This is a genomic window from Ancrocorticia populi (assembly GCF_003123745.1).
GTDB lineage: Bacteria > Actinomycetota > Actinomycetes > Actinomycetales > Actinomycetaceae > Ancrocorticia > Ancrocorticia populi.
The window spans coordinates 167,790-180,444 of the sequence record NZ_QETB01000004.1; the positions used below are offsets into that span (position 1 = coordinate 167,790).

Genomic DNA, 12,655 nt, shown 5'->3' on the forward strand with positions numbered 1-12,655 from the left:
AGATCGTCTCCTTATGTGGTTGCCTCAGGCTTCTGGGTGGCGGTGTTGCCCCCAGAAACCTTCGGGAGAGAACAGCTCCTCAACTACTGTGTCGAGGATGCCGAGGTCAGTAAAGATGTCCAGAATCGTGTAACGAGACCGGATCATCTGTGCCTTAAAGTGGGTCTCGCGGAAGCGATCCCAGTCAATTTCGAGCATCTCGGGATGGTATGGGCCGCCAACTGTCTTGATGCGGTCCATCGCGTCCTGAGCCGGAATGATCTGCTTGGCAGCGCTCTCGCGCAGTTCGGGCCATACCTTCTTGAGGAGCTCGATGCGGGCAACGAGCTCATCGCCCTCAGTACGCTTGTTGAGCGAGTGCTTAACCGCCTCACCCTGAATACGGGGAAGAAGCATCGAGCGAACCGTGCTCTCGATATACTCGGGCGACTTCACGGACGCAAGCGCGTGATCGATATCGAAGTCCTCCGGCTCCATCTTCAGGAATAGCTCCCACATGGCCAAAGAGGCAATGGTGCCAACGCCCACCTTCATGCCGTGAGATAGCGGCGGTTCCCAATCGAGGCCGTGTCCCTCCATCTCCCACGTGTGGGAGAACTGGTGGCCAGCCCCAGAGGCCGGACGCGAGGACTTAGCGGCCTGCATGGCGAGGCCAGACATGATCTGGCCTTCACCGAGGAGCTCGATTGCCTTGAGATCGCCAGCAGCAAGCTCTGCCGGATGGGCCAGAGACTCGCGCAGCGGGCCCTGAACAAGGCTCCAGACGTAGGGATCGATTGCTTCGATTCCAAGCCGATCGGCAAGGATCCAGTCCGCACCAGCGGGAATCTTCTCGATCAGATCGCCGTAACCGGTGTAGGTCAGGCGCGCGGGCGCCGCTGCCATCACGGCGTTGTCTGCAACCAGAGCCTGAGGGGCCGGGCAGTCACGCGTAATCTTGAAGCCGTCTTTGGCGATAGAAGCACCGAAAGCAGCGTAGCCATCCACTGATGCTGCGGAGCATACATTCAGGTACTGGCGCCCCAGCTCACCCGAAGCGAGCTTGGCTAAATCGTTGATGGTACCGCCACCGATTGAGCAGATGAACGTGTTGTCCAGTACCTTGACGTGATCGCGAAGGATTTCCACGTTCTCGTAGCCGGCATATACCGTGGGTTTGCCCGGGAAGAGGTATGGATCCTCGGCGAACTCAACCCCGGCTTCCTTGAGGGATGCCACAACGGTTTCGCCCGCTGCGGCGAATGTGTTTTCGTCAGCGACAACGAGAACCCGGACGCCCGGGAACTGCTCAGCGAAGATCTTGCCAGTCTCGCCAAGGACATCATCTCCGAACGCGATTGCCTTTGTCTCATCAGCCGTTTTCAGGGCTTTGTCAATGAGTTCGCTTGCCATAATCTTCCTCTTTCACTCTCTACCTATAGGCCAAAGTTCGGATGGCGGGCTGCAAAGCAGCCCGCCACCATCTTAGTTCCTATTGAGCTGCCACCACATGGTCAACAACTTCGTGCGTAAGTTCCTGAACCAGTGGGTACTGCTCGCAGTACTTATCGGCGAAGAACTTGTACTCCTCATGACGGGCCATGTTCGGCTCGATGTGCTCGCGCTCGTGAACCATGTTGTCCGCTGCCTCCTGAACTGAGCCGTACAGGCCAGCACCGGCGGCCGCGAGGATGCAAGACCCGAGGGTGACCGCGTCGCCCACCTCTGTAAGGGTGATCGGAACACCGGTCACGTCGGCGTGCATCTGGGTCCACATGCGGGACTTCGTCGAACCACCACAGGCGACGAACTCCTTGACCTCGAAGCCGGCGTCGCGCAGCTTACGCATGTTCGCTTCGACTCCGTAGCACACGGCTTCCTGAATGGACTTGTACATGTGCTCGCGGGTGTGTGCCAGCGAGAGGCCGGTAAATACACCCCGTGCCTTCGAGTCCGAATACGGGGTGCGGTTACCCTGGAAGTACTCGTTAAGGATCAGTCCATCGCAGCCGATCGGAATATCAGCGCTACGGCGGTTCATGATGTCGTAAACCGAAAGGCCAATCTGATCAGCAGCGGCCGAGATATCAGTGCAGAACTGATCCTTGAACCACTTGAGCACAGAACCGGAGGAGACTAGCGAGGTCTCCACCGTGTACTGACCGGGCACCACACCATCGGTGTAGCCACCGAAGAAGCCTGGGCCAGAAACTGGGTCTGGAGACTGCCCAGACATCACGTGAGAGGAGCCCGTCACTAGCGTCATCTTGCCTGGGCGGAGAACGTTAAGGCCGATCTGGCCGTGCCATGCATCGCCACCACCCTGAGCAACTGGCGTGCCTGGGATAAGGCCAAGTTCTTCGGCGGCGCTACGCTGGAGACCACCAATGTTGCTGCCAAGATCGTTCACTACTTCTGGCAGCTTCTCAAAAACGTCACCCGCGCCGGCCTCTTCGTAGAGGTCTACAGGCCATCCGCCGTTGTCGCGATCGTAGTAAGCGCGATGTGCGGCCGTGTTGATATTGAGCGTGTACTCGCCGGTCAGCTTGAAGGTCAGCCAGTCGGGGGCATCAATCAGGCGATAGGCGTTCTTGTACGTATCGGGCTCGTTTTCCCGGAGCCACGCTGCCTTGAAGGGGTACCACTCAGCCGTTGGGGGCAGGGTGCCGTTACCGGTGTAGCGGCGCGCCGTGGACTGCGTGTTGATCACGCGGGCAGACTGCTCGGTTGCCCGAACGTCCATCCACATGATGGCGTTTCGCAGCGCGTCACCATTGCGGTCCAGCGCAACCACCGTCATCGTTGTTGCGTCATAGGAGATGCCGGCGATTTCGTGTGGCTGCAAGCCCGAGCGCTGCAGAACCAGACGGGTGGAGGCCACGAGTGCCTGCCACCAATCATCGGGGGACTGCTCAGCCCAGCCGGGATGGGGGTGAATCGTCTTGTAAGTGGTTGCCGCAAAGGAAACGGGCGATCCGGCCAGATCGAAGATCCCGACTCGGCACGATTCGGTACCGAAATCGATTCCCATGACGAATGGGCCACCAGGACGTGTTGTTTGGTTAACGGACAATGAAAACCTCCACAATGAAGTTCGAGTTGGAGCTGCTGATAAATAATGCGCTGGCTACCGTGCCCGAGCAGACGCGGACATCGGGCCAACGAGATCCGGACTTACCAATCAGGAATCGGAATCAGACCATCCCCACTCATTCCGGATCTCTTCAGGAATGAGGTGATCGATTCGCTCTAGGACATATGTGGGCTGCTCAGCTTCAGGAAGGGCCTGAGCTTCTTCCAAAGTTGAATCGCCCGTTAACAAGAGTGTTGATGCCATACCAGTGTTGATCGCCATCCCAATATCTGTCATAAGACGATCTCCAACCATCATGCAGTTGGTGGGATCAACATCTAGATCGCCAAGGGCTGCCGTGAGCATGACAGCTTCGGGCTTACCCATGTTCGCTACACACTTTGTTCCGGTACAAGCCTCAATCGCTGCCACAATAGAGGCCGCGTCGGGCTCTCCGCGCCCGCCAGGGAACGGGCAGTAGCGATCAGGGTTTGTGGTGATGAGAATTGCTCGCTTGTGATACCAAATGGCGTCGAAAGCGATTTGAAGCTTGCGATACTCGAACGTGCGATCGTAGGAGGCAATGACGATGTCGATTTCCTCAGGATTGTCGCTCATCTTGATTCCCGCGGCAGCCAAAGCATCCTTGAGTGGCTGTTCCGAAATCGGGAACACGGTCGCGTCGGGGTGATTGGCCTTAAGCCACCGCGTTGTTGTGACTACGGTGTTAGCGATTTCCTCTACGGGTGTTGGAATATCGAGCTTTTCAAGCTTTGCTAGGTACTGGTGGGGATCCTTAGTCGGATTATTGGACAGGAACCTCACGGGCTTTCCCAAGGTACGCAGGCCTTCGATCAGCCGCTTTGCGCCGGGGAGAAGATGATCACCTAGGTAAATGGTGCCATCCATATCGAATACGTAGGCGTCATAAAGCTTAGTTGGTGACGTGTACTGCACCTTGGCGCTCCTTGGTTTTCATGTTGTTTTGGGGCGGTGGTGCCGGGCGAACCCGGCACCACCAGTTTGTTGAAAGGATCAACAGGCCTTACTAGGCGACGATCGCGCCGATTGCGTAGAGCACCGTTGTCATCGTCCAAATGGCGAATGCCGGAGGATCGATGTGTGTATCGCCATTGGCGCACGTTGTACGCGAGAGGAACTCGCCAACCACGCCGGCAATCAGGCCGAAGAGACCCGCGAGCAGCAACGGCACAACAAGCGCCCCGCTGGTCCACGTGCCCGGATCTGAGCCAGCGAACAGCGGTGCAAACTGGAGCGCCGCGATCGAAGCAATGATCGTCATGTGGTGGGTAACTGGTGTGTTGAGCCCGCACGTCAGGAAGACCAAAGTAATAGCCGAGATCGCCCATCCAACGAGCTGTGCGTGGCCTACGATTCCTGGGTTGATCGGGTAGATGTACATGATCAACATGAGGGTAGCGAAGCCGGACAAAAGGCCGGAGAAGAATCCGATCAAAGCTGAGTGTGACCACTTCTCCTGATGTGCAACCCAATGCTTGTCTCCGCCAACCCACAGGAGCGGGCCCTGCTCGGTGGAGAACAAGCCAGTGCTACCGAACATGTAACGGCAGGCAATTGCGACGATGATAATCGTGAGCGCCACGGTGTCCGTGGAACCCAGAACATCGTTGTCATAGTGCATCGAAGCGTCGGACACCTTGAATTGAGGCAGAATCCAACCGATGAACTGGTTGAGGGTGTAGCCGACCATGCCGAAGACACCACCAACAACATAAATGTCCGCCTTCGAAAGACCCGAAAGCGGCGTGATAATGTCACGTCCATTCATGCCAGCTGGCATATAGTTCTTTTTAGCGGCGTATGCCGCGGCTGCAGCACCACCAGCGAAGGCGATGTGCGGGCCGAACACTGGGCCGAACACGACGGAATCCATGAACGTGGCGGCGTCGAATCCGCCCATGTAGCCGGCAAGGCCAACCATGTACATGAAGCCGGTCATAATAAAGGCGGTCTGGCCGCCGATTGCTGCGCCGAATGCGCCGCCACCGAAGGCGGCTATCAGCCATAGGGGATCAAAATCCACGTTGATTTCCTCTACTAGGTGGTTAGTGTTTACTCGCAGCTCTTGTGTGTTTCAAGAACTGCCGCTTTCGGGACCAAGAAAGTGGTGGAACCAAAACCGCATTCCGGCCGCTTCCTCGCTACCCGTTGTACCGGCCCCTTCCCTTTGAGCCACTGCCCAGAAGGAGGAACCTGTGCGCTATTGGAGGGTACCAGACGCCCACGGAAGAGTGAGTCATGAGCCACACCGATGACTTCGTCTACACGCTCAACAGACTCCAAGTCCTCTGCGAGGATCTCCTTGTAGCCATCGTCAGCGATGTCGGCTGCAACAACGATCCGCAATCCCATGCTGCGCCCTTCTTTAGGTGCTCCCGAACTCTACAACGGCGGCCAACACCACCACGTGGAGGTGCCGACTGTCCTGCCGAGACTAACACCCGTTGTGTTAAATCTTGCGATTGTCATGTTACTTTGCACATACTCTCAGTTAGCTGGGACACATTTGGGAATGCGTGCATGTTTGGGTCCTATTTCCTAGTTTCACAACCTGACTTAGAGAATCCTTGCCACATTGGCATTCCTCGAGAGCGACGCAGTTCACAGGCCACAGTGACCAGTTCCCAAATTTGCCAAGCGTTCAACCGGCTGGAGTATTTCCAAACTCATCCTTCAGTCGAATCTGCACACCCAACGGGCGTTTTTCTCATAAAACCATGTGAAAACTATCGGTCAGAATTACACTGAACTTTGCGCTTCACATACGGCCGTCGGCGCCAGCTCGATGATCCGAAGACATTCTTGGCCGCCCTACTACGCCTCCACTGCGGCATTGGCCGCTGCCACAAGTAATAGATTGTGCGGCAAAGCCCCATCAAACCCTGGAGTAGACATCGTCATGATAACGGTGTCATTCGCCGGGTTATTCACGAACTTGGTGGAGAAGAATCCCTGCCAGCTGTATGCCCCAGCACCACCCAAGTAGGTGGAAGACCCGACGGGCGCATTTACTCCTTCTTGAATGTCCAGTTGATAGCCCCACTTATTCTGCGTGAGCTGCCAGTTTGTCAGGTCGCCGATTTCGTTGTGTGTCATGAGGTCTACAGCGGACTGGCTCAGCACACGTACGCCGTCAAGCTCTCCCCGATTCAACAACATTTGGGCAAAGCGGTAGTAATCATAGGTTGTGGAATGCAGCCCGCCGGCGCCAGAGAAGAACCGCTTGGCCCCTCCGAACCCATAGTCCACGCCCATCATGCCCAGACCCAATGGGAAGTCCTCGGTCTGCCTATCCTTCGTACCTGCCCAGTAGACGGCAGCCACCCTATCCGTGACCTCCTCTGGAGGATAAAACCAGATCTCGTTCATGCCAAGCGGCTCGAAGATATTGCGCCGTAGATAGGTATCGAAATCCACCCCCGAAACAACCTCCACAAGCCTGCACAGCGTATCCACGGAGTTATTGGAGTAGTCGAATACCTCTCCCGGGTTTGCCATCAGAGGCTGGCGTGCTAACAGCTTCACCTTAGATTCCAGCGTCGCGTCCGTGATCTGGAAATCGTCTGGCACGCCCCCTTCCGCGTAATACTTGGGTACGGTCCGGTACGCGTATTTGTCGCTTTCGGCGTCATACCACCACGTGTTGGTCATTCCGGCGGTCATCGAAAGCAGGTGATGGATCGTGATCGGATTGGCTGCAGGAACCAGCGTATCCTCCCCGCCCGCCCCTTCCTTCGCCACGTACATCTGCGTGAACTCTGGCAGATACTTCGCGATCGGATCCGCGAGTGATATCAGACCCCGATCCCATAGCTGCATGACCGCAGCAGCGCTCGGAACTTTGGACATGGAAGCGAGCCGGAAGATGGAGTCTCGTTCCATCGGTACACCATCGTTCGCGTTTCCGAATGCCTTGAAATAGCAGATCTTACCGTGCCGCGCCACCAAAATGACGGTGCCTTGATAGGCGTCCTCGCTCATGTGTCTGGCCACTAGATCATCGATATGGGACAGATATTCGCTGGACACACCCACGCTTTCGGGGTCTACAACCTCAATAGCCATGTCTCTCCTTCAACACTCGTACATCCTCGTACGATGGCGCCACCGTGACGCACGCCATAAGTATAGAGTGTCAGGCCAAGACGCGCCTACTGCCACCCTCGGTTTCCACGTCGCAGAGATCTGACGCAAACCCGAGATTGGGGGGCGGTGACAGTTTGGGACGACGACGAAGGCGGGTGGGACAAGGCTCTCGCCTTGTTCCACCCGCCTTTTACTCGGGCAGTCTAGTGACTAGTGTGCTGCCGATAGCCCACTGGGCTGAGGGTTCTCACCGGGGCGGCGATTATCCACGCCCGCGGTCAAACTATCCATCTCGCCGGGATCGGTGACCTCCACAGTATCCTCGGGCAAAGGCTCATCGGCATTCTGCCCGTGGAACGTGAACGTCATCGGGATGTTCTCGCTATCCACGTCCACGACGATGTTCTGGCCGCGCTCGAATTCTCCGAAGAGCAGCTTCTCGGACAACACATCCTCGATGTCGCGCTGGATAGCGCGGCGCAACGGACGGGCACCTAGAACTGGATCGTATCCACGATCCGCAAGGAGCTCCTTGGAGGCCCGAGTCAGGTAGATGTGCATATCCTGATTGGCAAGCCGCTTATCCAGCTTGGAGACCATGAGATCCACGATCTGCAGGATCTCCTCGCGGTGAAGCTGCGGGAACACGATCGTATCGTCAACACGGTTCAAGAACTCTGGACGGAAGTGGTCCTTGAGGGCCTCTCCCACACGGCGCTTCATCCGCTCATAGGACGTTGTGGTGTCCTGATCGAACTGGAAGCCTGTGGTCACGCCCTTGGCGATGTCCTTCGTTCCGAGGTTTGTGGTCATGATGATGATGGTGTTCTTGAAGTCCACCATGCGCCCCTGCGAATCCGTGAGGCGTCCCTCTTCAAGAATCTGGAGCAGGGAATTGAAGAGGTCCTGATGGGCCTTCTCAATCTCATCAAACAGAACCACGGAGAACGGCTTACGGCGGACCTTTTCGGTGAGCTGGCCACCCTCTTCGTAACCCACGTATCCGGGAGGGGCACCGAACAGTCGCGAGACCGTGTGCTTCTCCGAGTACTCGGACATATCAAGGGTGATAAGCGCCGATTCGTCCCCGAACAGGAACTCTGCGAGCGCCTTGGCAAGCTCGGTCTTTCCAACACCCGTCGGGCCAGCAAAGATGAACGAGCCGCCGGGGCGGTCCGGATCCTTGAGTCCAGCGCGAGTACGGCGGATGGCCTGCGAAAGCGCCACCACAGCCTCGTTCTGGCCGATCACTCGCTTGTGCAGTTCCTCTTCCATACGCAGCAGCTTGGCGGATTCGGCTTCGGTCAGCTTAAACACTGGGATGCCGGTTGCCATGGACAGGACTTCGTTGATGAGCTCCTCATCAACCACGGACACAACGTCCATGTCCCCATCCTTCCAAGCCTGTTCACGCTCGGCACGCTGGGAGGCGAGCTGCTGCTCCTCATCACGAAGAGAGGCGGCCTTCTCGAAGTCCTGACCGTCAATGGCGGCTTCCTTCGAGCGGCGCACACCAGCAATCTTCTCATCAAGTTCGCGAAGCTCAGGTGGAGCTGTCATCTTACGGATGGCAAGGCGCGCTCCGGCCTCGTCGATCAGATCGATAGCCTTATCTGGCAAGAACCGATCATTGATATAGCGGTCCGAGAGGGAGGCTGCAGCCTCTAGTGCCTCGTCAGTAATCGTTACGCGATGGAAGCTCTCGTAGCGATCGCGCAGACCCTTTAGGATCTCCACGGTCTGAGGCACGGTGGGCTGATCCACCTGAATCGGCTGGAAGCGACGCTCCAAAGCGGCGTCCTTCTCAATGTGCTTACGGTACTCATCTAGCGTAGTTGCGCCAATCACCTGAAGCTCGCCACGAGCCATCATGGGCTTTAGTAGCGAGGCAGCGTCTAGAGCACCTTCAGCAGCACCCGCACCCACCATCGTGTGGATCTCATCGATGAACAGGATGATATCGCCGCGCGTGTTGACCTCTTTCAATATCTTCTTCATGCGCTCCTCGAAGTCACCGCGGTAGCGCGAGCCGGCAACAAGTGAGCCCATATCCAACGAATAGAGCTGCTTATCCTTCAGGGTCTCGGGAACATCGCCCGCGCCAATCGCCTGAGCGAGGCCCTCAACAACGGCAGTTTTACCAACGCCGGGCTCGCCGATCAAGACGGGGTTGTTCTTGGTACGGCGTGAGAGAACCTGCATTACTCGCTCGGTCTCCACGTGACGCCCGATCACCGGATCGAGCTTATGTTCACGAGCAGACTGGGTGAGGTTACGGCCGAACTGATCCAGCACCGTTGAGCCGGCCTTCTGGCCTTCGCGAGCGCCGCCACCAACGCCCACAGGCTCCTTACCCTGGAATCCAGAGATGAGCTGATTGACCTGATTGCGCACACGCGGCAGGTCCGCGCCCAGCTTCATGAGAACCTGGGCGGCTACGCCGTCGGGCTCACGGGTCAGGCCGAGCAGAAGGTGCTCGGTGCCGATGTATGAGTGGCCCAACTGAAGGCCCTCACGCATCGCGTATTCGATGACCTTCTTGGCGCGAGGTGTAAAGGGGATGTGGCCGGCCGGTGGCTCCTGTCCCTCCCCGATGATGTCTATGACCTGGTCCCTCACATCGTCGAGCGTGATGCCAAGCGCCTCTAGCGCTTTGGCAGCCACACCTTCACCCTCACGGATGAGCCCGAGGAGGATGTGCTCGGTACCTAGGTAGTTGTGTTTGAGGTTTCGAGCCTCCTCCTGCGCGAGCACGATGACTCGGCGGGCGCGATCGGTAAACCGTTCGAACATTGACACTCCTTGGATGGCACAAGTTAATTCACTTAACTGTAACGACGCCCCGGGCCGGATATGCCAACTGTTCGCCACAGGCGTTAGGCGCTAGGCCTCCACCAGAATCGTGAACGGACCATCGTTAACGATCTGGACTTCCATCATCGCACCGAACTTCCCTTCTTCAACATGCAGCCCATATGTTTCGCGGAGCTCGCGGGCCACATCTTCTACCAATGGTTCCGCCACCGGGCCGGGTGCCGCGTGGGACCACCCTGGCTTGCGGCCTTTGCGCACATCGGCGTACAGCGTGAACTGGGAGATGAGGAGGATCGATGCAGCCGATTCTTCGGCGCTCACGCGACGCGATGGGTCGTCGTCGCCCTCAATATTCCGCAGAATACGCAACTGCGCAATCTTCCTGGCAATTTTCGAGGTCTGGGCGGCCCCATCACCGTGAGTAGCACCTACCAGGACGCAAAGCCCGGTGCCGATGGAGCCCAAGACTTCGCCCTCCACACTCACCTGCGCCCGCGTTACACGCTGAATTACTGCGCGCATGATGTTCCCTTCGCACGTATCTTTCTTCTGGCTTATCGGCGGCTACCAGCCACCGCGCTGGCTGCGCTGGCCGCCACGACGGCCCCGCTTTTGTGGCATCCGGGAGCGGACCGGACCTAGATAGTAGATCGGTGCCACGATCGCCGCGATGGAGAGCAGCCATCCAAACATTAACGGAATGTTGTAGGCAAACCCGTTAAGCGAGACAAGAAGTGAGGCGATGAGCCCAACCAGCCAGCGCGTCTTCGTGGTTCCGGCGTATACAAAATCCGAGGAGGAGCGGAAGGCGGCGGCGATTAGAGCCCATAGCGCCAGCCCGATCACAACCACGGAGATGGTGAGGCTGATCCATCCCATGGCGCCGTAATACGACATCAGTGACCTCCCAATGACGGGCCTCCGCCGGGAGCGCCCCGGCTAGACGCGCCGCGTCCCCTGAACTCGTTACCGGGGCGGACCTCCGGCGAGGCGCTGGACTTGCCATCTGGGGATACGATCGGCTCTTGACTCGCCTGGAACTTCCCGATGCTGACAACCGCGTCCGGATCCAGATTTCGGCGCAGGAGCGCGAGGGCTAGAGGCCCCTCCTCGTAGTGACGCACACCTGAGGTCACCTGACCAACCGTTCGGTCTCCGAAAAGCACAGGATCGCCGTGTGCTGGAAGCTTATCGGGCGGGCCCTCCAGATACAAAAGAGTTAACCTCCGTGGTGGCTTGCCAAGGTTGACCAACTTCGCCACAGTTTCCTGACCGCGATAGCAGCCCTTTTCGAGGTGAACTGCCGTCCTAATCCAATCGAGCTCGTGCGGAAGGGAGCGCTCTCCCACTTCTAATGCCTGACGCGGCCGCCAATACCCCACGCGAAGGGCCTCCCATGCGGTGACGCCCGCGGGAGAAAGACCTTCGTCTTCGATCAGATGGGTTGCTGCCGTCTCTAGATCGGCTCGGTTGATCAAGGCGATCATACGGTGCGCACCGGCCGCTGGATGGTCATCATCGGGCGGGCCATACGTTGCAGCGAAGGGTGCTGTATCCGGCCACGGATCATCCCAGACAAGCGGAGTGGAGCCATCTGGGTTCAGGGCTACAGTCTCTAGTGCTTTGTGGATTCCGCCGTAGCCACCAAACATGGTGATATCCGGGCGGTCAATCGCCGCAACGTCCATCATGAACTTCATAGACATGAGGAACTCGCGTAGTGGCGCACCGGCGCCTACGTCCGCGAGCAACCACGTGGATTCGGCGGTCTGAAGCACTCCGGCCACGCTCTCAATGTGGCCCGTGGGACTGAGGACCATAAGCTCTGTGGATTCTCCGGGTTTGAGGTTCTCCACATCCTGCGTTGTTAACAGGTGGAGCAGCTTGAGCCGGTCAGGCCCACGGAGTTCGATAACCTCTCGGTTAGAAAGATCGGTAAATGCCTCCCCCGCATCCAAAGCTCGTTGCTCCGGGAAAGGGGCGGTGTAGTGTGCGGCGATGCCTTGATCAAGATCGTCGGCTTCCACGGCGTGAAGGAGAGATATCAGTGGGCTCTTTTCGGACATTACCTCGCCCTACTCAGACGCTTGGCCGCGAGAGAGGCGGCCGGCCATATAGCTTCGTAACTCCGCCCCGAAAGCCGCCATATCGTAGGCCACAAAGAAGTCTGACTGCACAAGGCCTCCCACGAGCCGTGCCTCAGTCATTTCAGCTGCCGTGGGTGAGCCAGCGATAGCATCGGCGGCCAGTTGAAGCTGGGGCCCCTTAATAAGACCAACCCAAGTGGTGGCATGGCCAGCAGGCGAAGCCGTCATAGCCTCGAGGAGCGTTGCTCCATCGCGCTTTTCGGCGCCAGGGGTAGCGCGCAAATAGCCCGTGGCCGAACTCCAGAGTTCACCCTTGGACAGTTCGTCATACATGGCCGCCCCGGGTACTTCCTGATCAACGGCGCCAGCAGGTTCGTTGGCTAGCCAGACGTCTGAGCGAATACGGAGGTATGGGCCATTATTGTCATTATCGATCGTCAATTCGTGAAGGTAAGCCGCCGCATCGATACCTTCGTATTCGAGCACACCAGCTCCGCGCCACGAATCCATTAGCCACGCCATGGGATAGCACTCGGGTGCAAGATTCTCCGGGATTTGAAAGACCATGTGCCAA

The 12,655-nt window shown here is 57.9% G+C and carries 11 protein-coding genes; all 11 read right to left on the minus strand.

Annotated elements, in window-relative coordinates:
- Positions 1-24 precede the first annotated feature (24 nt).
- Entirely contained in the window at positions 25-1,392 is a 1,368-nt protein-coding gene (locus tag DD236_RS07890) for a sn-glycerol-1-phosphate dehydrogenase (protein WP_109093841.1), read from the minus strand.
- Positions 1,393-1,471: 79 nt separating this feature from the next.
- A complete protein-coding gene (locus tag DD236_RS07895) occupies positions 1,472-3,010 on the minus strand; it encodes an FGGY-family carbohydrate kinase (protein ID WP_109094087.1) in 1,539 nt (512 codons plus the stop codon).
- A gap of 150 nt (positions 3,011-3,160) precedes the next feature.
- The gene (locus DD236_RS07900) at positions 3,161-4,009 is read right to left on the minus strand and encodes an HAD-IIA family hydrolase (protein WP_243410127.1); all 849 of its coding nucleotides are present in this window, start codon (positions 4,007-4,009) and stop codon (positions 3,161-3,163) included.
- 91 nt (positions 4,010-4,100) lie between these two features.
- A complete protein-coding gene (locus DD236_RS07905; RefSeq protein ID WP_109093842.1) occupies positions 4,101-5,117 on the minus strand; it encodes a DUF7973 family transport facilitator in 1,017 nt (338 codons plus the stop codon).
- A gap of 29 nt (positions 5,118-5,146) precedes the next feature.
- Positions 5,147-5,446 carry a hypothetical protein gene (locus DD236_RS12190; RefSeq protein WP_207785750.1) on the minus strand — a complete coding sequence of 100 codons (300 nt, stop codon included), beginning with the start codon at positions 5,444-5,446 and terminating at the stop codon, positions 5,147-5,149.
- A 462-nt stretch (positions 5,447-5,908) separates the two neighbouring features.
- Positions 5,909-7,159, minus strand: a complete 1,251-nt coding sequence (locus DD236_RS07915; protein WP_109093843.1) for a serine hydrolase domain-containing protein — start codon at positions 7,157-7,159, stop codon at positions 5,909-5,911.
- Between the two features lie 231 nt (positions 7,160-7,390).
- On the minus strand, positions 7,391-9,973 hold the full coding sequence (locus tag DD236_RS07920; protein ID WP_109093844.1) for an ATP-dependent Clp protease ATP-binding subunit: 2,583 nt from the start codon (positions 9,971-9,973) through the stop codon (positions 7,391-7,393).
- A 90-nt stretch (positions 9,974-10,063) separates the two neighbouring features.
- Positions 10,064-10,516 carry a D-aminoacyl-tRNA deacylase gene (gene dtd, locus DD236_RS07925; RefSeq protein ID WP_109093845.1) on the minus strand — a complete coding sequence of 151 codons (453 nt, stop codon included), beginning with the start codon at positions 10,514-10,516 and terminating at the stop codon, positions 10,064-10,066.
- A 42-nt stretch (positions 10,517-10,558) separates the two neighbouring features.
- The gene (locus DD236_RS07930; RefSeq protein WP_109093846.1) at positions 10,559-10,891 is read right to left on the minus strand and encodes a DUF2516 family protein; all 333 of its coding nucleotides are present in this window, start codon (positions 10,889-10,891) and stop codon (positions 10,559-10,561) included.
- Positions 10,891-12,060 (minus strand): CAF17-like 4Fe-4S cluster assembly/insertion protein YgfZ, encoded by a 1,170-nt coding sequence (gene ygfZ / locus DD236_RS07935; RefSeq protein WP_109093847.1) that lies wholly within the window; start codon positions 12,058-12,060, stop codon positions 10,891-10,893. The genes DD236_RS07930 and ygfZ overlap by 1 nt, the downstream gene beginning before the upstream one ends.
- Before the next feature lie 9 nt (positions 12,061-12,069).
- A complete protein-coding gene (locus DD236_RS07940; RefSeq protein ID WP_109093848.1) occupies positions 12,070-12,648 on the minus strand; it encodes a heme-binding beta-barrel domain-containing protein in 579 nt (192 codons plus the stop codon).
- Positions 12,649-12,655: the final 7 nt, after the last annotated feature.

Coding starts and splice junctions, on each gene's coding strand:
- DD236_RS07890 (WP_109093841.1), bottom strand. CDS start 1,392: ATGGCAAGCGAACTCATTGACAAAGCCCTGAAAACGGCTGATGAGACA.
- DD236_RS07895 (WP_109094087.1), bottom strand. CDS start 3,010: ATGGGAATCGATTTCGGTACCGAATCGTGCCGAGTCGGGATCTTCGAT.
- DD236_RS12190 (WP_207785750.1), bottom strand. CDS start 5,446: ATGGGATTGCGGATCGTTGTTGCAGCCGACATCGCTGACGATGGCTAC.
- DD236_RS07915 (WP_109093843.1), bottom strand. CDS start 7,159: ATGGCTATTGAGGTTGTAGACCCCGAAAGCGTGGGTGTGTCCAGCGAA.
- DD236_RS07920 (WP_109093844.1), bottom strand. CDS start 9,973: ATGTTCGAACGGTTTACCGATCGCGCCCGCCGAGTCATCGTGCTCGCG.
- dtd (WP_109093845.1), bottom strand. CDS start 10,516: ATGCGCGCAGTAATTCAGCGTGTAACGCGGGCGCAGGTGAGTGTGGAG.
- DD236_RS07930 (WP_109093846.1), bottom strand. CDS start 10,891: ATGTCGTATTACGGCGCCATGGGATGGATCAGCCTCACCATCTCCGTG.
- ygfZ (WP_109093847.1), bottom strand. CDS start 12,060: ATGTCCGAAAAGAGCCCACTGATATCTCTCCTTCACGCCGTGGAAGCC.
- DD236_RS07940 (WP_109093848.1), bottom strand. CDS start 12,648: ATGGTCTTTCAAATCCCGGAGAATCTTGCACCCGAGTGCTATCCCATG.